Genomic DNA, 23307 nt, shown 5'->3' with positions numbered 1-23307 from the left:
TGCAATCGAGGCGAGAAATATGGCAAAAGCTCCTGAACACTCCAGGGTCGCCGTGCTGGGAGCGACGCCCAAGGAGGACCGCTACTCGTACAAGGCCGTCAAGTTGCTTGTCGAGCACGGCCATACTCCGGTGCCGGTGCACCCGGCGGGTCACGAGGTGCTCGGTATCACGGCGCTCAAGTCGCTCGACGACATTATTGAGCCGGTGGACACGCTCACGATATACGTCAACCCGGGCGTCTCGAGCGACGAACTGGACCGTATTCTCCGACTGACCCCCCGCCGCGTGATATTCAATCCGGGCGCCGAAAATCCGCAGCTTCAGGAGAAACTGCGGGCGGCCGGAATCGAGGTCGTCGAGGCCTGCACGCTCGTGCTGCTCAACACCGACCAGTTCTGAAATTCAGCCGGCCGCGCCGCGGACGGCCGTATATAAACGCGCAAGGCCGGGACCTGAGAGGTTCCGGCCTTTTCTGCAGCCTCCTGGAGCCGCCGGGCGTTTCAGAACTCGTCGTGTTCGAGATGTGTCAGCTTGTCCATCTTGGCGTGCATTGCCGTTACGGCCATGTCCACCATTTCCTCGACGTCGATCATGGCCGAGTTCATGACAACGTCGTAGTTAAGGGGACAGTCGATATCCTTGCCGAAGACCTTCCGGATGAAGTTGCGCCGCTGTTCGTCAAGGGTGTCCACCTGCCGGGCGGCGTCCTTTTCTGAAAGCTGGACGTACTTGATCAGGTTCTCGATCCGTTTCTCGCGGGGGCAGACCACGCGGATATGGAAACCGCGCCCGGGGCCGAGAATGAAACTGGCGCCGCGGCCCATGACCACCACCCCGCCCAGACGCGACATCGACAGCACCACGTTGCTCAGGTGGCGCAGGTAATCCGAGTGGTTCACGGCGTGGCCGGTGAAGAGCGACTCCACCAGCACCCGCAGGTCGCTGCGGGAGCGTTCGTCCAGCGCCTCGATAATCCGCTTGCGGTGGCCGGACGACTTGCAGATGGCGTCGATAGCCTCCCGATGAAGGCGCTGGTAGTTCAGCCTCCCGGCCAGACGCGAGGCGAAATAGGAGCCACGGCTGCCGGTCTGGCGGCTGGTCGTCACTATCGGCTGCGGCCTGGGGCGCTCCCGTTTGCTTTCTTCGGCAGCCTTGCGCTGCAACTCCCAGCGGAGCAGTTGACGATTGATAATACTGTCAATTGAAGGCACCGCGATCACCTCCGGCGTAGTATAGTCCAGCCGTTCAGGAGGCGCAATATTGAAAAATGGGTGCGCGCGCAGGCCGCCCGGGGCGCTGATCACCCTCGTGCTGGCGGCTCTCACGGGAATCATGCAGCGGGAGAAGTAGCCGCCGCCGTACGGCCCCTCAAAAGACCTTGACAATAACGCCTTCGCCGTTAGTTTGAAGGTAGAACGCCTTTACCAGCCCGGAGATCGACCATGCACCGATACACCGCGACCCTGCTTACCGTACTCCTGATCTGTGCCATCCTTCTGCCTGTCGCCGTCGGTGCAGCCGACGATCCGCCCGCGTCTCGTGAAGAAAGGGCGGCGGTTCTGCGGCAGTTCTACGAGGCCGAGCAGCAGAGCTGGCGGGAGTACATCGAACGATTCCGCTTTCACGTCCCGGACACGAGTTTCGACGTGACCTTCTACCATATCCGGGTCGACATATCGATCGGCACGCAGTATATCGAGGGTAACGTGTCCTGCCGTTTTGCGGCCGCGGACGACGGTCTGGACCTGCTCAGACTGAATCTTCATCACCAGCTTGCCGTTGACAGCGTGACGGGCGATGCCAGCAGTTTCAGCACCGCCAATGACACCGTGTACATCGACCTGGATCATGCCTTCACTTCCGGGGAGACGGGGGAGGTTCGTGTTTACTACCAGGGAGTGCCGCCGCTGGCCGAGGGCATCAAGGGGCTTCGGTACAGCAGTCACGTTTCCGGCCCGGTGATTGCGTCGTTGTCGACGCCGTTTCTGGCCCACTACTGGTGGCCCTGCAAGGACGGCCCGGGCGACAAGCCGGACTCCGTGTATGTTGACATCACCATTCCGGACACGACCTTCGCCGGCATGCCGGTGACGGCCGTTTCCAACGGGACCCTTGATTCCGTGACAACGGCGTCCGGCCGCAAGACCTTTCACTGGCGGGAGCGGTATCCGATCGTGCCGTACTACGTCATGGTGGCTATATCCAACTACTCGCACATTGAGGATGAGTATTCCGGTTCAGGCGGGGTGAACTTCCCGCTTCACTACTACGTGTTCAACGAGGACCTGGCCGACGCTGTGGCCGGGACGGCTCAGCTTCCCGAAGTAATGGACCTGTTTTCCGATCTTTATGGTCTCTATCCGTTTCGGAACGAGAAGTACGGTATAACACAGCTCGGGTTTTACGGGGGGATCGAGAACCAGACGAACACTGTCCAGGGCGAATTGTCGACGGCCTGGTTCGGCGTATCAGTGCACGAGTTGTCCCATATGTGGTTTGGCGACATGATTACGTGCCGGGACTGGCACCACGGCTGGCTCAACGAGGGGTTTGCCACGTACTCGGCCGCCCTGTGGACCGAGCACAGCCAGGGGTTCGCGGCCTACCAGGCGGACATGGAGGATAATGCCTACTACTCGCCGGGGACACTGTACCTCGACGACATCTCGGACCCGTTCGGTATCTTCGTAAGCATCATCTACAGCAAGGGCGCCTTTGTTCTGCACATGCTGCGCGGCGTGCTGGGTAACGCGACGTTTTTCACCTGTCTGAGCGAGTATGCCTCGACGCCTGAGTTCATGTACAATCACGCCACGACCGAGGATTTTCGGGACGTGTGCGAGACGGTCAGCGGCACGGACCTGGATTTCTTCTTCGACCAGTGGATATATGATGAATGGTACCCCAGGTACTTCTACGGGTACGTGCAGGCTCCCGGCACGCACCGGATGGAGGTGTACCTCAGCCAGTACCAGGACGAGTACGGACACCGGCCGCTGTTCGAGATGCCTGTCCAGCTTCACCTTTCTTATGCCGCAGGCGGAGATACTCTTGTGACGGTCTGGAATGACCGGATCGACCAGGCTTTCGTTCTCGATCTGCCGGATCAGGTGAACGGGGTACAGTTCGACCCCGACGGCTGGATTCTCAAAAACGCGTTCCCGAGCGCGGACGTTGACAGGGACGGAGTCCCCAACGAAGAGGACAACTGCCCGCTGGTCCGCAACTCCGATCAGAAGGACAGCAACGGCAACGGGGTGGGTGACGCCTGCTGCTGCGTGGGCATGACGGGAAACCTGGATGACGATGTTGACGATCTTGTTGACATTTCGGACCTCACCGAACTGATCGATCATCTGTTCATCACGGCCCGGCCTCCGGCATGCATGCCGGAGGCAAACGTCGACGGGGACGAGGTGGGAGTAGTTGACATCGGTGATCTGACCCGGCTGATTGATTACCTGTTTATCAGCCACGAAGAGTTGGCGCCATGTCAGTGACGCGGGGCTGATTTCGAGCGAAGACAATACTGGGTCGCCTCCGGTCCGCCGGGAGCGACCTTTCTGTTTGTAGTTCCGGGAGCCGTTCCCGAAGGCGATCAACCTGACCGGTCGGGTCGGCGCCGCAGGGCATCCTGTAGGATGCCGGCGTAGCGGGCGGCCAGCGGGCCCGAGGCATACGTGTTACCCGCGTAACCCTGACCGGCCCGGGCGAGACGGTGGCGCAGGCCGTCATCGGAGAGCAGGCGTTCGATAGTCCGTGACAACTCCTGCACATCATCCGGCTGGACCAGCAGGCCCGTCTGCTCATGACTGATGATGTCGACAATCCCTCCCGAACGTGTCCCGATGACCGGTGCGCCGCACAGCATGGCCTCGGAGAGCGTCAGGCCGAATCCTTCCCGAAACGAATTCAGCACCACGATCGCGGCCCGGTTGTAGACCTCTCGCAGCTTCTCCTGGGGCACCGGGGGCATGATTTTCGTGCAGTCGTCCAGGTGCAGGTTTCTGATCAGGGATTCAAGGTCAGTCTGCAGGGGGCCGGAACCGTACAGTTCGAGACGGGCCGACGGCGTTTTCTCGCGCACGGTCGCAAACGCGCGCAGGAGGTGGCCGACGCGCTTCTGTTCAGTGAAGCGCGTCACCGACACCACCAGCCCTTTCTCCCGTTCAATCCCTTCGTCTCGGTAGAACAGTTTTTCGTCGTGCGGCAGCGGCAGGAGATCGATTCTGTCCGCAAGGTTCGGATCGATCTCCAGAACGGCGTCTTTGAGAAAGCTCGACACGACGGTCCAGCGGTCAAGCGAATACAGCAGGTTTCTGAAGTATGGGTAGGCCAGGCGACGGTACCTGCTGAGCATGCGAATATCAGTGCCGTGCGATGAAAGCACCATCGGGAGATTCAACTGCGGCCGCATCTGGCTCATCACGATGCCGGCCGGAACCAGCCAGTGACCGGCCAGTAACTCAACCTGTTCCTCGCGGACGGTTTCGGTCGCGGCTTTGCGAAAGGCGCGAAGGAATCGCAGGAAGCGCAACGGTCCGAGGACTGATCCCCAGACCTGGTCGTGCATATTACCCCGGTAAGCCAGTGTTTCCCTTCCTTCGTTCGGGGCGTAGGGGAAGCGGCGTACCAGAACACCTTCGGATTCTTCGCGCCGCGCCGCGCCGGCGTCGTGGGGTGCCAGCACCACGGGCGCCATGCCGTGCTGGACGAGCCGGCGCGCCAGGAGCTCTACAAAGACCCCGGAGAAATCTCCCCTGAAACGCGGGAAATTGTGGGTCAAAATCAGAATCTTCGGTCCCTGCGCCATACCCCTTCATGGTAAAAAAAACGATACCCTGGAGAAATAGAAATTTTGGCGGCCGACGCCGCGTGTTATATTCGGTCACGTCGTCTATGAAAGCCAATGACAAAACCCGGCTCGATTTCGCGGCCGACGTCGATTTCGACCAGATTCTGACCAACCCGATACTCGATATCGCCGCCCGGTTCTGGGATAGCGACCGCTACCGGGCTTTCACGATCTGCTACCGATCCATGCGGGCAATCGATGACCTGGTTGATGATCGCAAAACGTCGGGCGCGAAAATCTCCGCTGGGGAGGCTGCGGACATTGCCCGGATGATCGATGACTGGCTGGAGTCGATGTGCGGCGGCCGGCCCCGGGATTCCTTCGATCGCGAGTTTCTGGACGTCCGCGACCGTTTCGCCATTCCCCTGTGGCCCTGGAAACGGCTCCGCAATGCCATGGTTTACGACATACAGCATGACGGTTACAGGAACTTCCTGACGTTCCTCCGCTACACGGAGGGTGCGGCCGTGGCCCCGGCGGCGATCTTTACCCATCTGTGCGGCGTCAGGCAGGGCCGGGGCGGTTATGAACGTCCGGTCTACGATATCCGGTGGTCGGCCAGACCGCTGGCCGTATTCTCCTACCTGGTGCACATCATCCGGGATTTTCAGAAAGACGCCAGGCGTGACCTGAACTACTTTGCCCTTGATATGCTTGGGCACTATTCACTGACGGTCGAGGATCTCAGCCGGATAGCCCGGGGCGGTCAGATAAGCCCCTCGTTTCGCGGCCTGATCGGCCGTTACCGGTCGATAGCAGAGTATTACCGGCAGTCGGCGCGCAAACGTATTGACTCCGTGATTCCCTGCATGCTGCCTCGTTACCAGTTGAGCATGGAGATAATTTACGCGCTGTATCACCAGATATTCGAGCGTATCGACCCGGATAACGGGACGTTCAGCGGTCCGGAGTTGATGCCGTCGGCGGGCGAAGTCAAAGCCCGGCTGGAGCTTACGCTGGAACGTTTCTCCCCGGTGGAAAATTAACTGGCTTTAGTTGGAAGGCTGGTCCACTTTTGCTGTATTGGGTATGAGTACCCGCGATATCTGCATTCGTGAAATGCACGCAGCGAGGGTGCCCAACGTGTATAACCAAGTGAGGTGAAGTTATGAAACGGATTGGACTTCTGGCAGTTGCCGCGCTGATTCTGGCCCCGTGTCTGGCCGCCGCTGACGAGATCGCGGTGACCGTGTACAACAGCAACCTGGGCGTAGTTAGTGAAACCCGTACCCTGCAATTCGAGAAGGGTGTCAATCGGCTGACCTTTCGCGATGTTCCGGCACTGATCGACGCCAGTTCGGTCACTTTTGACATCACCGGCCAGCCGAGGGACGTCACCCTGCTGGAGCAGAATTACGCCTTTGACCTTGTCAGTCCGGAGCAGATGTACCAGCGATACATCGACCAGCAGATTGACCTGATCGACAAGAAAGGCGGGCTGTATACCGGCAAGCTCCTGGCCTTCAGCGACAAGGCGGTCACGCTTCAGGATGAGTCCGGGCGGGTGAAGGTGCTTTCGCTGGAGAATATCGCCGAGGTCAATTTCCCGGTCCTGCCCGAGGGATTGATTACCCGGCCGACGCTTTTCTGGCTATACCGTTCCGACCTTTCCGGACCCCTGCCCTGTCGGGTCGGGTACCAGACATCGGGTATGAACTGGTCGGCGGAGTATGTCGGAGTCCTCGATACGGACGAGAGCGGGCTGGACCTGTCCGGCTGGGCATCGATCAATAACAGTTCCGGCAAGACGTACAAGGATGCTACGCTTAAGCTCGTCGCGGGGGAAATCAGCCGGGTGACACCGAAAAGACAGGTGATGAGATCGTACGAAGCTCCGTCGGCGGCCCTGGGGGCGGAGGGTTTTGCGGAAAAAGAGTTCTTCGAGTATCACCTGTATACGCTGCCCCGGCCGGCGACCGTGGCCGACAAGGAGATAAAGCAAATCTCCCTGTTTGAGCCGGCGACAGCCGCCGTGCAGAAGGTGTACGAGTACCGCCCTGAACAGAATCCTACCCAGGTCGCAGTCGCCGTGAAGTTCCAGAACTCGAAGGCGGCCGGCCTGGGCATGCCGCTTCCCGCCGGGCGCGCGCGCCTGTTCAAAGCCGACGAGGACGGGTCACTGATTCTCCTGGGTGAAGACCGAATCAAGCATACGCCCAAAGACGAGGAAGTCTCCCTTCGTGTCGGCTATGCCTTTGACATCGCCGCAGAGGAGAAGATGGTGCAACAGACGCGTATATCGAGCAACGTGGAAGAGCGTGCCTGGGAAATTGAACTGAGGAATCACAAAGACGAGGACATCACCGTCACCATCGAGAAAAGGCTGTACGGGTACTGGGAGGTCATGGAATCGAATTTCGCGTACGAGAAGAAAGACGCGTACACGCTCACATTCGACATGCCGGTGCGGGCCAATCAGTCGGCGATCCTGAGGTTGAAAGCGAGATTTACGACGAGATAGACCGGTCGGGCGGTTGACAACTGCCGATGTGGTCCGTAAATTCGTCACATGAGGTGACAGGAATAGCTTGTAAGAGGAGGTTCGTCTTGAAAAGGCTGCGAAAGCTGTTGCTGCTGGTTCTGGTGGGTGTTTTGGTCCATTCCGTGGCCATGGCCGGCAAGAAGCCGGCCGACGTGTACATTCGGACAGTCAAGATTGAGGTAATCGCAGAGCGGTACGATAACGCGATGGCGTATCTGGATACGCTCTTTCATTACTACGGCCCTCACTCTGAGGGGCTTAACTGGATGGGTGCGATCATAATCGACCTGTTCGGGAAAACGTCTGACCTTGAGCAGAAGCGGGTGTACGTTGAGAAGATGGTAGCGTATGCGGATTCTCTTCACGTGTGCTGCGCCAATAAGGAAATAAATAAGAAATACCGGAAGGACTGCGATAAGTTCATCGAGAAAACCGATTCCACCCTGGAGTTCTACTGGCGCACCCTGTATAATGACGGAGTCACCCAGGTAAACCAGATTCAGAAGGCGGCCAAGGACCTTGAAGCGGTTTCGGACTCTACGGAGCGGGAGTTTTTCCAGGAGCTTCTGGCGGCGCTCATCGATACCTGTCTGTTCAACATGTCGGCGGCTATCCTGATTGACTCGACCGATCCCAGGCCTTACACGGGGCTGGCGGCCGTTTACGAGGCCAAAGGGGACTTCCCCACGTCAAACGAGTGGCTTATCCGAGGGCTCGAAAGAGCAACGGAGCGCGGCCAGATGCTGCTCCAGATCGGCTACAACCACGTGCGGTTGAATGAGTACTGCAAGGCCATTCCGTACTTGCGGGAGTTTGCGGACGCCTCTCCGATCAGCGTGGAGAACGAAGAGCAGATGATGCTTACCATGAGCAACCTGTCTATCTGCTATAACAACTGCCAGCAGTATGATTCGGCCGCCGGTCTGTACCACCGGATACTCGGGGTGGACGCGGAGAATACGACGGCGCTTACGGGCCTGGGGCGATATCATAATGAGATGGCGCGGCGGGCGTCCGATTCGGCCAACATTTACAAAAGCCAGGCTGATGAGGCTCTGACAGAGAGCTGGCAGGCTCGGCGCGACCAGCACTTCGACTCCTCCCAGGTCTATCTGCGTCGCGTCTTCCAGTTGCGTCCCGATGACCCTGATGCGGCCGAGGAATACGGCATTGTGTCATATATTCGCGGACGGTTTGAGGACGCTGCCGAGGCATTCGCACGGGTCGGCGAACTCCGACCCGATAACGTCGAGAACTGGACCTCGCTGGGCGACTGTCATATCAGCCTCCAGCAGTTTGCAGATGCGGCCAAGGCGTATGAGAAGGTCATAGAACTGGAGCCGGATAATAAGCAGGTTCTCGAGCATCTCGTGGATCTGTATCTCGAGCTGGGCCAGTCGGAAAAGCAGGAGCAGGTCGAACAAAAATTGCGGTCGTTACAATGACGGCCCGGTCCGATCCAGGAGGCTGACGTCAGGTCAGCCTTTTTTTATATTACGGCATGAACAGCGGGCAGAGATATGTCAGGATCGCGCTCACCGGACCGCTGAGGCGGACGTTTACTTACCACTGGCCCCCCGCCCTCGGTGAGCCGTTCCCGGGACAACGAGTCCTGGTGCCTTTCGGACGCGTCCGAAGAGTCGGTTTTCATCTTGGCGATTCGGACATCCCCGCCGGTTTCAAGACCCGTGCCGTGGCGGATGCGCTGGATGCGCAAACGTACTTTCCGGCCGATCTTTTCAAGCTCTGTCTCTGGATGGCCGACTACTATTTCGCCAATCCCGCCGATTGCCTCTCGGCAGCGCTTCCTGGAGTTTTCAAGTCGCGTCGGACGATCCGGTATCGCTGGGCATCCGTCCCGGCTCCTGATCTGCCGCCATCGGTCGCCCCCCGGTTCACGCCCGGTGAGAGACTGTCCGCGTCGCAGGTGCATGCGATTCAAGCCGTGGGGTGCGATTACCTGGAACGGCTGCTTCATGACGGCATTGTTCTGGAGGAGTCCGGGGCCGGCGGGGGAGTTTCGACGGGGGCGCTCGAAGGGTATCGAGCGGCCGGTGAACAGGGATGGGTGGAGTTCTTCCAGGGGCGAAAACTGGCCCTGCAGCCTTTTGAGGGAACGCTTAGCGTTGGGCAACTCAAAGCCGAAGGCTGGACCGACCACTATATCCGTCAGGCTGCCCGTCACGGCCTGCTGGTTCCGGTCCGGGCGGAGCCGGCGGATGCCATCCTCCAGTTCATCGCGCCGCGGCCCGGCGTTGCGAACCTGACGCTCACCGAGGAACAACAGGCCGCCGTCAGTTCAGTCTCTCATGCGCTGGGCAACGGGTTTCAGCCCTTTCTGTTGCACGGCGTCACCGGGTCGGGGAAGACGCTGGTGTACTGTCACCTCGCCAGGCAGGTTCTCAAGATGGGGCTGACGGTGCTGGTGCTGACGCCGGAGATATCGCTTAGCGGATTAACGCTGGCGTACCTGCGAAGTTTCTTCGGTTCCGACGTTACAGTTCTGCATTCCGCCATGACGGAGCGAGAACGGCTCGAAAGCTGGCGCGGGATTCGCCACGGGAAGTACCGGATCGTAATCGGTCCCCGCTCGGCGGTATTTGCCCCGCTTGAGAAGCTGGGCCTGATTGTCGTGGACGAGGAGCATGACAGTTCGTACAAGCAGGACGATCCGGCGCCTCGATTTCACGGCCGCGACGCCGCGATAATGCGCGCCAAGATAAGCAACGTACCGGTGCTGCTCGGCTCCGCATCGCCGTCACTCGAATCCTACCATCACGCTGAAACGGGTCGCTACCGGCGGCTGATCCTGAGCGGCCGGCCGGGCAAGGCTACTCTCCCCGGCGTGGAGATAATTGACATGCGCGTGCATCAGGTCAGGGGTGACCTTCCGTTTCTTTCCTTGCCGCTGAAACGGAACGTGGAGCAGCGTCTGAAAAACGGGGAGCAGGTGATACTCTACCTGAACCGTCGAGGCTATTCGCCGCAGTTGAAGTGCGGAGACTGCGGTCACGTGGCCAAGTGCCCGCGCTGCTGTGTGAGTCTGACCTACCATAAGGTCGGGCGCAAGCTGTCGTGCCACTACTGCGGGCACGTGCGCCTCGGCTATGACAGTTGTGAAGCCTGCTCGAGCACGCGGTTCCTGTACCTAGGAACCGGCACCCAGAAGGTCGAGGAAAGTATCCCCCGTGTGTTCGAGGGGGCCTCGGCGGTGAGGTTCGATTCGGACACGGCATCGGGCAGGAAGAATGCCTACCGTATTCTGGAGGCGTTTGCCGCCGGTGAGCATAACCTTCTTCTGGGAACCCAGATGGTCACCAAGGGGCTTGATCTAACCGGTGTTTCGCTGGTGGGCGTCCTTTCCGCCGATCACGGACTGGATCTTCCGGATTTCCGAGCCTCCGAGAAGACGTTTGCCCGGCTCCTGCAGGTAGCCGGGCGTTCCGGCCGTGCGGCCAGACCCGGCGAAGTGCTCATTCAGACGTTCTACCCGGATGAGGAAACGATCAGCGACGCTGCCCGGCAGGATTACCGTGCGTTCTATAGCCGGGAGATCGAAGCCCGCCGGCGCAGTGTCTTCCCGCCCTTCTGCCGCCTGGTGAATTTCTCGCTGTCCGGCAGCGACGAGCGAAAGGTGGAAACAAGCTGCCATGATTTAAGAGGCGAGCTGGAGCGCCGGACCTCCGAACTCGGCGTCAAGGCGCAGTTTCTGGGACCGGCCCCGTGCCCTCTGTATCGTCTGCGCGGTCAGTACCGACGGCACCTGCTGGTCAAGACGGGACAACTGGTCAGGTTTGTCCGCATGCTCGGTGACTGGGAGGCGCGGCAGCCACGTTTTGGCCTGCCTTCGACAGTAAAGGTCACTGTCGATGTAGACCCCGACGACATGATGTGATCCCCCCGGTTTTGCGTTCGGCGGCAGCCGCCGGCAAGAAAAAGCCGCCCCGGAAGGGGCGGCGTGTGTATCCAGGGCGTGATGAAACCGGTCACTTTCTCTTTTTGCCGCCCTCGGCCTCGGCTTCCTTAGCTTCCTTACCGGTTTCCTCGGCTGCAGCCTCAGCTTCGGGCGCTTCGCCCTCAGCCGCTTCGGCCACCTCGGCCTCCTCTGCGGCGGCCTTCACTTCTTCCTTAACCACCGTCGGCGCCGCTATGACCGCCACCGTCCGCTGTGAATCGGAGAGCACGCGGACGTTGGGGATAGACAGGTTGCCGACGTGGACGGAATCGCCGATATGCAGTTCGGTAACGTCGATGTCGACACGCTCGGGGATATCAGACGGCAGGCACGAGATTTCCAGTTCACGCATGGTGACCTGCATGATGCCGCCGTCGGTTTTCACGCCGATCGGCGTGCCGGTCAAATGAATCGGCACGGCGACGTGGATCGGCTTGTTCATGGATATAGCGTGGAAGTCGACGTGTATTACACGGCTGGTGATGGGGTCTCTTTGAATGTCCCGCAGAACAACCTTATTCCGGGTGCCGTCAACGTCCAGGTCGATAATGGACGTGCCGGCAGCTCCCTTCATGGCGGAGCGGAACTGACGTTCCTCGACGGCAACGCCGAACGGTACAGTTTCCGGGCCATAGACGGTCGCCGGAATATATCCGTCCCGCCGGATCCTGCGAGCGGCGCCCTTACCGGACTCGGGACGCCTTCTGGCGACCATGACAATCTCTTTCATGTCTGTGTTATATCCTCCTGAAATGCATTGCCTGTGCGTTTACGGTCAATCGACCGGCATCTTCTCCTCGAAGAGTGATGATACCGACTGTTCGTCGAAAATCCTCTTGATGGCTTCGCCGATCAGGCTGGCGCATGAAAGCACCTTGAACTTGTCCGGCAGTTTCCGCGACGACTGGTCGATGGAGTCCGAGATGATCATTCTTTTTATGGGTGAATTCTGGATTCGGTCGACAGCCTGTCCCGAGAGCACGCCGTGGGTGCAGGCGCCGTAAATGTTGAGCGCCCCCCGCTCCTTAAGATGTTCGGCCGCCTGACACAGGGAGCCCCCGGTGTCGACCATGTCATCACGGATCAGGACGTTCTTCCCAGCGACTTCGCCGATCAGGCTCATAACTTCCGAGTAGTTGGCCTTGGGTCGGCGCTTGTCGACGATGGCAAGTTCGGCGTCGAGCGATTCCGCCGTGGTGCGGGCGAGCTTGAGGGAACCGACGTCGGGCGAGACGACGACCAGATTCCCGATCTTCATGGCCCGGAAATACTCGTTAAACAGCGGCGCCGAGTACAGGTGGTCGTGAGGCAGGTCAAAGAAGCCCTGGATCTGGCTGGCGTGCAGGTCCATGGTCATAATGCGGTCAGCCCCGGCGGTGGTGATGAGGTTGGCCACGAGTTTCGCCGTGATGGGCACGCGGGGGCGGTCCTTGCGATCCTGCCGGGCGTAACCGTAGTAGGGGATAACGGCCGTGATCCGCATGGCCGAGGCGCGGCGGGCCGCCTCAATCAGCATCAACAGTTCCAGGAGATTCTCGGCGGGGGCGTTGGTGGGCTGAATGATAAACAAATCGGCCCCGCGGACATTTTCGTTAATCTGCACGAACACCTCACCGTCGGAGAAGCGCGTCACGGCGCAGTCGGTCAGTTCGGTGCCGACGTAGGCGGCGATGCTCCGGGCCAGCGGAGTATTGGAGTTGCCGGTCACGAGCTTGATGACGTTTCGTGAATCCATCATGACGTCCGTCGTCCTGTGAAATCAAAACCTGTTTCATGACGGTGAGATCGCCGTCACGAAGCAGGTCTCGACAATTCCTCAATTCATGTGTCTGGGGCGCCAGGATTCGAACCTGGGTATGCCAGCTCCAAAGGCTGGTGTCTTACCACTTGACGACGCCCCAATAGACTTTTTTCTCGTCACTGGGAGTCGTGGGCTTTGCGCTCGCGTTCGTACGCCTCCAGCACTCGCGACTCCAACAACTCGCGCATTTCCTTGTTAACCGGGTGAGCGATATCCTGGTGTGTTCCGTCCGGTCGTCTGCGGCTGGGCATCGAAACGAAGTACCCGTTGTTTCCCTTGATGATTTTCATCCCACGCACCACGAATGCGTTGTCAAAAGTCACATTGGCAAAACCGCGAAGTTTTTCTTCGTCCCGTAACGTGACCCGTATCTCAGTGATCTCCACGGGTGCCTCCCCATATAATTCCTATTGCCTGCCGAGAAAAACCGGCCGGACCGTATACACCTGCCACCCCTCCCGGCGTAAAGAACGAACCTGCTCCCTGCTGGGCTCCTCAGCAAATATGCCGAAAACTGTAGATCCGGAGCCGCTCATCCGGGCAAGCATTGCCCCACCCTCCGAAAGCCCCTCTTTGATCCTGCCCAATTCCGGGTAGGACGAAATCTGGACCTTCTCGAAATCGTTTCCAGTCAGCCGCAACGCGGTGACTAGCTCTTTCACGGTCTGGCAACCATCCAAGCTAAAGGCTTTCCGGCCTGTTGTCAAGCCCAAATTAAGGCGCGCGTAGCTATCTCTCGTTGAAATAGCCACTTGCGGCACAACCATTGCAAGCCAATAGTCTGTCGGCAGATCAGTCTCTTCGAGCAATTCGCCTCTGCCCCGGACCAGCGCCTGCCCGCCCGAAAAGAAAAAGGGCAGGTCCGAACCGAGTTCCAGGCCGAGAGCGGCCATTTCTGAGACCTCGAGGCCCAGACCGAACAAAACGTTGCAGGCGAGAATCGCCGCCGCACCGTCGGAAGACCCTCCGGCCAGCCCGGCTGCGATCGGGATGTTCTTCTCCAAACGGACACGCAGTCCCGAGGCTACCGAAAATCTGTCGCGCACGAGCCGCAGGGCCCCGGTGACGAGGTTCTGTTCATCAGTCGGGAGAACGCCCGGCGGTGTCAGATCGATTTGTATACCGGGCTTCTCGGTGATTTCGAGTTCCAGCAGGTCGGCCAGCGATACGGCCTGAAAGAGCGAGTTGATATTGTGGTAGCCGTCCTCCCGCTTGTTCAGTACCTCCAGGAAGAGATTGACCTTGGCTGGAGCCTCGATCCTGACCTGTTTTTTCGAGATTTTCGTGACACGCATACGGCCGTCTCCAAGCCTTCCGGCGAGCGCCTCTTTCAGTTACAAGATAGCCGATTGAGTGTCCACGCGAAAGGACTACCGGGTTTTCAGAATTTCCGATCTCCCGGCTCTTGATATACCGGGAGTTCCCCCGTATACTGCCAGCCGAAGATCTTATGTGGTCGCTAAAATATTGCCGGAGGTCACTCATGGACCCATTTGGAGCCAGAGCCAAGCTGAAAACCAGAGAAGCAACATATGACTTTTACAGACTGGACGCGCTCAGCAAGCACGGGCGGATAGAGCGCCTGCCTTACTCCATACGCGTGCTGTTGGAGTCGGTGCTTCGCAATTTCGACGACAAGATCATAACAGAAGCGGACATCATTGCGGCAGCCGGGTATGATCCCGGGAACGTCGCTGAGCTGGAGATTCCGTTTAAACCGGCTCGCGTCCTGCTTCAGGATTTTACCGGTGTTCCGGCGGTGGTGGATCTGGCCGCCCTCCGCTCAGCGATGGAACGCATGGGCGGCGATCCGAAGAGAATCAACCCCATGATCCCGGTCGACCTGGTTATTGACCATTCGGTGCAGGTCGATGCGTTTGGTTCGCACGACGCGTTGGCGATCAACATGGAGCGTGAGTTCGAGCGCAACCGCGAACGATACGAGTTCTTGCACTGGGGAGAGAGCGCCCTGGACAACTTCCGGGTTGTGCCCCCGGCGACCGGCATCTGCCATCAGGTCAACCTGGAGTACCTGGCCAAAGTAGTCGCGACCGACGGCAAGACGGCTTTTCCGGACACCCTGGTCGGCACCGACAGCCACACCGTCATGATAAACGGCCTGAGCGTCCTCGGCTGGGGGGTGGGCGGCATTGAAGCTGAAGCGGTCATGCTCGGCCAGCCCATCTACATGCTGATGCCCGAAGTTATCGGGTTCAAACTCACCGGGAAGCTGGCCGAGGGAGCCACCGGGACGGACATAGTGCTCACCGTCACGCAGATGCTTCGCCGGAAGGGCGTGGTCGGGAAGTTTGTGGAGTACTACGGTGACGCCCTGGACGAGTTGACGCTGCCGGTGAAAGCGATGATCGCCAACATGGCCCCCGAGTACGGCGCCACGATGGGGTATTTCCCGACCGACAACTCCACCCTGGACTACCTTCGCATGACGGGTCGCACGGGCGACCACGTCGACCTGGTCGAACGGTACGCCAAGGAGCAGAATCTTTTCCGCGAAAAGGAATCCGCTCCGCCGGAGTACACCGACATTCTGGAGCTTGATATTTCAACCGTGGAGCCGTCGCTGGCCGGGCCGAAACGCCCGCAGGACAGGGTGGCCCTTTCCGCGATGAAGACGGACTTTGACCGGAAGCTGACGGCCCCCGTTAAGGAACTGGGGTTTGAACTGTCACCGGCCCAACGAGCGGCAAAGGTGTCCTTGGGCGACGGGTTCCAGGCCGAGATCGGCCAGGGAGCGCTTGTCATTGCCGCCATCACGTCCTGCACCAACACCTCCGATCCGTACGTTCTCATGGCGGCTGGCCTGCTGGCCCGCAAAGCGGTGGAACGGGGCCTGAGCGTCAAACCGTACGTGAAGACCTCGCTGGCCCCCGGTTCGCGGGTGGTGATTGAGTACCTCGAGCGTTCCGGGCTGATGGGCGACCTCGAGAAGCTCGGTTTTCACAACGTCGGTTTTGGATGCACAACGTGTATCGGAAATTCCGGCCCGTTGCCGGACGCCGTAGTCAACGCTATAAACGAAGGCAATCTGGTGGCGGCGGCGGTGCTTTCCGGTAACAGGAATTTCGAGGGCCGGGTCAACCCGCATACGCGGGCCAATTACCTTGCATCGCCTCCGCTGGTGGTGGCGTACGCGCTGGCCGGGACGGTCGATGTCGACCTGACCACTGAGCCGCTCGGTGTCGACCCCGGAGGACGTCCCGTCTATCTGAAGGACATCTGGCCGTCAGCACGGGAAGTGGTCGATGTCGTTCGGCAGCACGTAACACCGGAGATGTTTCGCGAGCAGTACGCGTCGGTATTCGATGGAAACCCGACCTGGAACGCCATCTCGGGTGCCGGCGGGGATCTGTACGAATGGGACAAGGCGTCGGCGTATATCCAGGAGCCGCCGTTCTTTATCGACATGATGGCGGAGCCGGGCAACGTGGAGCGGATTCGTGACGCCCGCGTGCTGGTCATGGTGGGCGATTCAATCACTACCGATCATATCTCCCCGGCCGGCGCAATCAAGGCTGAGTCGCCGGCGGGCCGCTATCTTCTGGAGCGTGGAGTGCAGTTCGCCGATTTCAACAGTTACGGCTCTCGGCGGGGCAACGACCGGGTCATGACTCGCGGCACGTTTGCCAACATACGCCTTCGGAACCAGCTCGTCCCGGGCAGTGAAGGCGGTGTGACTATCCATCACCCCAGCCAGGAGAGGATGTCGATCTACGATGCGGCGATGAAGTACCGGGCGGACAGAACGCCGCTGCTGGTGCTTGCGGGCAAAGACTACGGCATGGGCTCCTCGCGTGACTGGGCCGCCAAGGGGACGCTGTTGCTCGGTATCAAGGCCGTGCTGGCGCAGTCGTTTGAGCGCATCCACCGCTCAAACCTCATCGGTATGGGCATCCTGCCCCTTCAGTTCCTCGAGGGTGAATCCAGGGAATCGTTGGCGTTGAAAGGGGATGAGCTGTACACCATTGAAGGTCTCACGAACAACCTGAAACCGCGCCGGAAGGTGCGGGTCAGGGCGCTCTCCAGTGGCGGGGAGAAGGACTTTCAGGTTATTGTGCGCATCGACACCCACGTCGAAGCTGAATACTATCGCCACGGCGGTGTCTTGCCCATGGTTCTTCGGCAGTTGCTGAAGAGCAGACAATAAGGACGGCCACGCGGAGACAGAGGTGCCGAACGCTGCGGCCGTATCCTGCTTCGGCTGCAAACGCACGCTCTCTGGTAATTCGATCCCCTGCCGACCTTTTAAGCTGTTGACATTTCGGGGCAAGTATCTTTATTAACTCACTGTACACAAACCAGATACTACGGTGGTGTGAGACATGAGCGATGCAGATACAGTTTCCCGCAAGACCCCGTTTTACCGTTTTCACGTCGAAGCCAAGGCCAAGATAGTAGATTTCGCGGGCTTTCTGATGCCGGTTCAATACTCCGGCATGACCGCTGAACACCTGGCGGTCAGAAACAATGTCGGGCTGTTTGACCTTTCTCACATGGGCGAATTTGAGGTCTCAGGCGGTGACGCGCTGGCGTTTCTTCAAAAGATGACTACCAATAACGTCGCGGTGCTCTCACCCGGGCAAATACAGTACTCGTGCATGACCTATCCCGACGGCGGCATTGTCGATGATCTGCTGATCTATCGGCTGGAAGACCGATATTTTCTGGTGGTCAATGCGTCCAATGCAAAGAAGGATTTTGACTGGCTGTCGTCGCACGTGCAAGGGGACATGGAACTTGTGGATCGTTCGCCGGAGTTGGGCCTGCTGGCGATTCAGGGACCCAAGGCTCGGCAGGTGACGGCTGAATTGACTGATTACGACCTTGAATCCATGGGGTACTATACGGCGGCCACGGCTGTCATAGCGGGAGAGAGGCTCCTGTTCTCACGCACCGGTTACACGGGTGAGGACGGCTTCGAGTTGTATATTCCCAACTCCGTTTGTGAAAAGGTCTGGCTCGCGGTTGTTCAGGCGGGTCAAAAGTATGACATGCAACTGGTGGGACTCGGGGCCAGGGATTCGCTTCGCCTGGAAATGAAAATGGCGTTGTACGGTAACGACATCGACCACACGACAAGCCCTATCGAGGCGGGTCTTGGATGGATCGTCGACCTGGACAAGGAGTTCATCGGCAAAGAAGTCGTCGCTCGCCAGAAAGCCGCCAAGCCGAACCGTCGGCTGGTGTGCCTGGAGCTTGAGGGCCGCGCGTTCCCGCGACACGGGTACGACATCTGCGAGGGGGACGAGGTGATAGGCAACGTGACGTCCGGCACCTTCTCGCCGTCGCTGCAAAAACCGATCGCCATGGGGTACGTTGCGCGGCCGAAAGCCAAGATCGGCTCCAGCGTCGAAGTCGCCATCCGCGGCCGCCGGTACCCGGCCATGGTCGTCAAGCCGCCGTTTTACAAGGACGGCTCCCACCGGTAGGCGAAAACGCATGCGCATTGACCTGCTTCTGACCCCGCTTCCGCTGGATCGGGCCGGCCTGGAAGACAAAGCCGTCGTCGTGATAGACGTACTGCGCTCAACCACGTGCATATGTGCGATGCTTCAGGGGGGTGCCCGGGGCGTTATTCCCACCGCCGGGCCCGGCCAAGCCGTGGATATGTGGGGCAAGCTGGGCAGTGACATGGCGGTACTGGCGGGAGAACGCAACGGCGTGAAGGTAGAGAACTTCGCCTTCGGTAACTCGCCGGCCGAGTTTACGGACCTGACGGTGCGCGGAAAATACGTAGTTACGACGACGACCAACGGCACACCGGTGTTCGGGCAGGCCGCCGGGGCCGCCGTAGTGCTGACCGGGGCGCTCGTAAACATGTCCGCCCTGGCCCGGCGCGTGGCCGGGGAGAATCGGGACACGATGATTGTCTGCTCCGGTCGCGAAGGAGGATTTTCCATAGAGGACACGCTTTGCGGCGGCATGCTGATTGACAGATTGAAGCAGGAGGCGGGCGGGCCGGTGGTTCTCAACGACGCGGCTTCCCTTGCCCTGCTGCTTTTCGAAACCAACCGCGCTTCAATCCGGGAATCGATTGAGACAGGAGAGCACGCGCGCTTTCTTAAATCAATCGGATTCGGCGGTGACGTCGAACTGGCCACGCGGGTCGATTCCATGCCGGTCGTACCGGTGCTGCGCGACGGTCGGTTGGTGCTGGACCAGGGTTGAGGCGCCACCGGGGAGATATCAGCCGGCGGCCGGATTTGCCGGTATAAGAAGATTATGAGAAACATTCTGATTACGCTTGTTGCGGGCAGCCTGCTGCTCGCCGCTCACGGGCGGGCGGCCGAGGGTGTGCAGTGCCGCCTGGCCGTTCATCAGTATGACGCGGCAAACAGTCGCTCGGTGCTGCTGTATGAGGATACCGTCAGTTTTCTCAAGGACGTTGCGACGATTGGCTTTCTGGCGGCGTTCTCGGTCGAGATTCAGTTTACGGCCGTTGACACCGGCCAGACGTCGTTTATGGTGCACGCCGTTACACTCGGTCAACCGGCGGCAACCTATTCCAGGAGCTTTCAGGTAGAGTACGGCCTGCCGGCACGGATCAGAGAAATAGAAGGCAAGGGTGAGGCGAGGTACGACCTGGAGATTAAGCCGCTGGGGGCTGTAGACATCGATACCGGTCGCTGCGAATACGTGCACACCAGGGACGACGTTTTTTCCGTTGACCCGTCGGCGCACTTCAACATCTACTACGTGCCGTACACTTACGGCGACTTCTACTGGAACGCCGTCAAGGGCCTGATGGAGACGGAGTACCGCCGATTCAAGGAACTCAACGGTTTCACGCTGCCCGGCAAGTACTCGTTGTACCTGTGCCCCTGCCCGATCCGCTCGGTCATCTGGGATCGGCGGTTCACGATGATGGTTGACCCGACGCGCAGTATCATGTTCTCCGTATACCACAAGGCGATGAACTCCACCCACCCCTTTCTGGCTTTGCAGGCGTCGATTCTCAAAAACTACGGCTACAGCCCGCCCTTCCTCTCGGAGGGGTACGCCGGTTACCTATCCGACGCCCCGTACGCGATGAAAAAGATCCTTGCGGCCGGCCGGCACCTGCCGCTTGACAGCCTGCTTGACACGTACCGGTTTTTTCATGCCGATCCGGTAGTGGCGGACAAGACGGCAGCCACGTTCGTCCGCTACCTGATCGAGCAGTACACGAGCGACGTTTTTCTTGAGCTGTACCGGATGGCTGATGACCTTACCCAGCGGGAGTCGCTGGAGAGGGTCTATGGCAAACCGGTTTCGACACTGGAGCGGGAGTGGTTGCAGTACGTGGACACGGTAACGATAAAGCCCGGACAGCTTCAGTACTATGCGGAGCAGGCCGAGGTGTTGTTCGACTATGATCTCATGGTCGACTACGGACGGGACATGCTGGCCGTGGCGGAGAACCGGAACGATTCCACGGCGGCTTTGTCGTTGCTGGTGCGGGCCATGTTCTTCACGGGCGACTACTACGCCGCGACTTCCTACCAGGAACAGGCGCTGGCGTATGATGCCGCCTCGGCCATGGCCTGGATGAAGCTGGGCAGCTATCGCATGATGAACGGATACTACGACGAGGCGCTGGAGGATTTCCGGAAAGCCAAATCGCTCGATTCGGCCAATCAGTTGATCGACTTCAACCTGGCCATCAATCACCTTTGTCGCGGAGACGAGCAGGCGGCTCGCGAGATCCTTAACGGCATAATAGATTCTCCGACGGCCGGCAGCCCCCATGCGGAGAGCCGTATAACGCTGGCCAACCTGATGATTCAGTCCGGCGACGAGGCTGAGCGGGCCGTGGCGGTCGACCACTACCACCAGGCCGTCGCGGTTCTGGGCAAGACAGTCCGTACCAACGCGCCTTCGCCCCAGCAGCAACTGTGGAACGGCATCGCGCACGTCGGCCTGGAGGATCTCGGTGCCGCCCACGACTATTTGCAGACGGCCCTGTACCTTGAAACCCGGCCGTTTTACATCGGGCTGATCAACCTCTGGCTGGGCAAGCTGGCGGACGTTCGCGGCGAGCGCGACGTCGCCAGGCAGCATTACGGCGCCGTGCTTTCGCTACCCTCGGCGCAATACCACCAGGCGGAGGCACGGAAGTATCTTGAGGCGCCTTTCACACTGTAGACCATGCTCAGTTTTCTCAATTCGACCGTGCTGTTAGCCGCCGTGGCGGCGCTGATCCCCCTTATTATCCATCTGTTCTCACGACGGCGCAGGAAGATAATCCAGTTCTCGTCGTTGCGACATTTGAAAGAGATGCAGAGGCGGCAGGTGCGCCGACTCCAGATTCGCCAGTTGCTGCTGCTGCTGATTCGCATGCTGATTATCCTCATGGTCGTACTTGCCTTTGCGCGTCCCACCATCAGGCAGGGCGGTGTCGGAGCCCACGCCTCGGTCTCGGCGGTGATTCTGCTGGACAATTCGGCCTCGATGAACCGGTACGTGAAGGACGGCTCGCTGTATGAGATCGCGCGCCAGCGTACGATGCAGTTGCTTGAGACCTTCGGCCAGTCGGACAGAGTATGCCTGATCCCACTGTGCCCGGCCACGGACACCGAGCCGCAAGCCTTTTCGTCGTCGGCCGTGGCACGCGAACGGCTGGCCGCCCTGGACGTGACTTCCCGGGCCGCCGACCTTCAGACGGCCCTGGAACGGGCCGTCGATCTCCTGGCCGGAGCCGCCGACATCAATCGCGAGCTGTACGTCGTGACGGACCGCCAGCGGCGTTCGCTGCCGGAGCAGCAGTTGCTCGACGGTGACAACGTCGGGCTGTACCTTGTCGATCTGCCACTCGAGGCGGCAGAGAATCTCGGGATTGTCTCGGTCGATTTCGGCGGTCAGCTCATCCAGCCGGGACACGATTTCGACGTTGTGGCCACCGTCAAGAACTACGGCCGGGAACCGGGCGCGGATCTCATCGCCTCGTGCTTTCTTGACGGCCGGCGCGTGGCTCAGAGGGACTTCGAGATTCCTGCCGGAGGCGAGGCGACGGTCAGGTTCACGCGGACGGTCGCTCGTACCGGTTTCCATTCCGGGTACGTGGAAATCTCGGACGACGGGTTCCTGGTGGACAACCGGTACTACTTCACCTTCCGCATCCCCGACCATTTCAATCTCCTGATTGTCACCGGAGACGAGACCGCCCGGTTTGTCTCACTGGCTCTGGTGCCCGCCTCCGAGGGCAGCCGGTACTGGTCGGTGAAAGAGGCGGCCCCCGAGGAACTGGTGGGCGTGGGCCTGGACGACTACGACGTGGTCATGCTGGCGGGCGCTCCATCACTGACGGACTCGCACGTTGATCGGATTCGGAACTTCGTCAAACGCGGCAAGTCACTTTTCATCAGCTATGGCGGCGCGACGAACGTCGACGAGTTCAACCGAGTCTGGTCGGAGGTATCGGGGGTGGCGATTGAAGAGTCGGTCAGGCAGACGTTTACACGGGCCGGGTACTACGGCCTGCAGTCGGTCGATCTTACGCATCCGATTTTCAGCGTGTTCGAGTTCGAGGATGATCAGCCGCCGGCCATCAAGTTCTTCACGCTGCCGCGCGTCCGCGTGGACGACAGCGCCCGCGTGGTGATGCGTTTTACCGGCGACCGCCCCGCCCTGGTCGAATCCCGCTACGGCTCGGGGAAGGTGCTCACCTTTGCGGCACCGCTGTCACCATATTACGGTGATCTGGTCTCACACGGGTTCTTCGTTCCCTTCATCTCGCGCATCGCCGAGTACCTTGCTTTTGATCTGTCCAGTCTCGAGGTACACGTTTTTGCCGGTGAGAACATTACGCGTTCTCTGTCGCTGGCCGGTTCAGTTGCCGGTCCGGTCGAACTTCTGACGCCCGACAGCCTGACGTATTCCATCCCCCCGGAGGAGTACCAGGGAGCCCTGGTGGTGAAGGCCCGGCCGGCCGACCGGGCGGGGGTCTACCGCGTGAATTACCGGGGTCGCGAGATTGACCGCTTTGCCGTCAACGTCGATCCGGCCGAATGTGATCTGAGCCATGTGGATCTCGGCCAGCTTGCTTCGGCGCTCGGCGCCTCCGAGCACCGGCCGCTCGGGACCGATGTATCGCTGGCCTCGGCGATCTCCACCTACCGGCTGGGCCGGGAACTCTGGCAGATTTTTCTCTGGATTGCAGCCGCACTGCTGGCGCTCGAAATGGTCCTGGGACGCGGTTCCCCTCCTGAGGAGTAGG

Annotated in this window: 17 protein-coding genes and 1 tRNA gene; 11 read left to right on the top strand and 7 right to left on the bottom strand. The window is 59.9% G+C overall.

What is annotated here, in order from left to right; all coding sequences use genetic code 11:
* Nucleotides 1–19 precede the first annotated feature (19 nt).
* Complete coding sequence (locus VMY05_07340) at nucleotides 20–400, top strand: CoA-binding protein (GenBank protein HUV30881.1); 381 nt, start codon at nucleotides 20–22, stop codon at nucleotides 398–400.
* A 101-nt stretch (nucleotides 401–501) separates the two neighbouring features.
* On the opposite strand, the gene VMY05_07335 is transcribed toward VMY05_07340, so the two are convergent.
* Entirely contained in the window at nucleotides 502–1386 is an 885-nt protein-coding gene (locus tag VMY05_07335) for a cytidylate kinase-like family protein (GenBank protein HUV30880.1), read from the bottom strand.
* Between the two features lie 57 nt (nucleotides 1387–1443).
* On the opposite strand from VMY05_07335, the gene VMY05_07330 reads away from it, so the two are divergent.
* The gene (locus tag VMY05_07330; GenBank protein ID HUV30879.1) at nucleotides 1444–3501 is read left to right on the top strand and encodes a M1 family aminopeptidase; all 2058 of its coding nucleotides are present in this window, start codon (nucleotides 1444–1446) and stop codon (nucleotides 3499–3501) included.
* A 98-nt stretch (nucleotides 3502–3599) separates the two neighbouring features.
* Here the strand turns inward: VMY05_07330 and VMY05_07325 are convergent, their stop codons facing one another.
* Nucleotides 3600–4814: a glycosyltransferase family 4 protein gene (locus VMY05_07325; protein ID HUV30878.1), complete on the bottom strand. Its 1215-nt coding sequence runs from the start codon at nucleotides 4812–4814 to the stop codon at nucleotides 3600–3602.
* Between the two features lie 86 nt (nucleotides 4815–4900).
* Here VMY05_07325 and VMY05_07320 point away from each other — a divergent pair, with 86 nt between their 5' ends.
* From VMY05_07320 to priA, 4 genes are all read left to right on the top strand, one after another.
* The gene (locus VMY05_07320) at nucleotides 4901–5842 is read left to right on the top strand and encodes a squalene/phytoene synthase family protein (protein HUV30877.1); all 942 of its coding nucleotides are present in this window, start codon (nucleotides 4901–4903) and stop codon (nucleotides 5840–5842) included.
* A gap of 122 nt (nucleotides 5843–5964) precedes the next feature.
* Nucleotides 5965–7317, top strand: a complete 1353-nt coding sequence (locus VMY05_07315) for a DUF4139 domain-containing protein (protein HUV30876.1) — start codon at nucleotides 5965–5967, stop codon at nucleotides 7315–7317.
* A gap of 86 nt (nucleotides 7318–7403) precedes the next feature.
* On the top strand, nucleotides 7404–8783 hold the full coding sequence (locus VMY05_07310) for a tetratricopeptide repeat protein (GenBank protein ID HUV30875.1): 1380 nt from the start codon (nucleotides 7404–7406) through the stop codon (nucleotides 8781–8783).
* Nucleotides 8784–8839: 56 nt separating this feature from the next.
* Nucleotides 8840–11233, top strand: a complete 2394-nt coding sequence (priA, locus tag VMY05_07305; protein HUV30874.1) for a primosomal protein N' — start codon at nucleotides 8840–8842, stop codon at nucleotides 11231–11233.
* 91 nt (nucleotides 11234–11324) lie between these two features.
* Here the strand turns inward: priA and VMY05_07300 are convergent, their stop codons facing one another.
* The 5 genes from VMY05_07300 to ispE form a co-directional block, all read right to left on the bottom strand.
* The gene (locus tag VMY05_07300; protein ID HUV30873.1) at nucleotides 11325–12023 is read right to left on the bottom strand and encodes a 50S ribosomal protein L25/general stress protein Ctc; all 699 of its coding nucleotides are present in this window, start codon (nucleotides 12021–12023) and stop codon (nucleotides 11325–11327) included.
* A 45-nt stretch (nucleotides 12024–12068) separates the two neighbouring features.
* Complete coding sequence (locus VMY05_07295; GenBank protein HUV30872.1) at nucleotides 12069–13031, bottom strand: ribose-phosphate pyrophosphokinase; 963 nt, start codon at nucleotides 13029–13031, stop codon at nucleotides 12069–12071.
* Between the two features lie 91 nt (nucleotides 13032–13122).
* Nucleotides 13123–13194: transfer RNA gene (locus tag VMY05_07290), tRNA-Gln, on the bottom strand.
* Nucleotides 13195–13210: 16 nt separating this feature from the next.
* Nucleotides 13211–13480, bottom strand: coding sequence for a SpoVG family protein (locus tag VMY05_07285; GenBank protein ID HUV30871.1), 270 nt, complete (start codon nucleotides 13478–13480; stop codon nucleotides 13211–13213).
* A 21-nt stretch (nucleotides 13481–13501) separates the two neighbouring features.
* Entirely contained in the window at nucleotides 13502–14389 is an 888-nt protein-coding gene (ispE, locus tag VMY05_07280; protein ID HUV30870.1) for a 4-(cytidine 5'-diphospho)-2-C-methyl-D-erythritol kinase, read from the bottom strand.
* Between the two features lie 188 nt (nucleotides 14390–14577).
* Between ispE and acnA the strand changes: the two genes are divergently transcribed.
* From acnA to VMY05_07255, 5 genes are all read left to right on the top strand, one after another.
* Nucleotides 14578–17259, top strand: coding sequence for an aconitate hydratase AcnA (gene acnA, locus VMY05_07275; protein ID HUV30869.1), 2682 nt, complete (start codon nucleotides 14578–14580; stop codon nucleotides 17257–17259).
* Between the two features lie 175 nt (nucleotides 17260–17434).
* Nucleotides 17435–18541, top strand: coding sequence for a glycine cleavage system aminomethyltransferase GcvT (gene gcvT / locus VMY05_07270; GenBank protein ID HUV30868.1), 1107 nt, complete (start codon nucleotides 17435–17437; stop codon nucleotides 18539–18541).
* A 10-nt stretch (nucleotides 18542–18551) separates the two neighbouring features.
* Nucleotides 18552–19280 carry a 2-phosphosulfolactate phosphatase gene (locus VMY05_07265; protein ID HUV30867.1) on the top strand — a complete coding sequence of 243 codons (729 nt, stop codon included), beginning with the start codon at nucleotides 18552–18554 and terminating at the stop codon, nucleotides 19278–19280.
* A gap of 54 nt (nucleotides 19281–19334) precedes the next feature.
* Nucleotides 19335–21236, top strand: a complete 1902-nt coding sequence (locus VMY05_07260; protein ID HUV30866.1) for a hypothetical protein — start codon at nucleotides 19335–19337, stop codon at nucleotides 21234–21236.
* 3 nt (nucleotides 21237–21239) lie between these two features.
* Nucleotides 21240–23306, top strand: coding sequence for a BatA domain-containing protein (locus VMY05_07255; GenBank protein ID HUV30865.1), 2067 nt, complete (start codon nucleotides 21240–21242; stop codon nucleotides 23304–23306).
* Nucleotide 23307 lies beyond the last annotated feature (1 nt).

It is taken from the genome of Acidobacteriota bacterium, assembly GCA_035529075.1.
Classification (GTDB): domain Bacteria; phylum Zixibacteria; class MSB-5A5; order GN15; family FEB-12; genus DATKXK01.
This window is presented reverse-complemented; position numbering and strand designations above follow the sequence as displayed.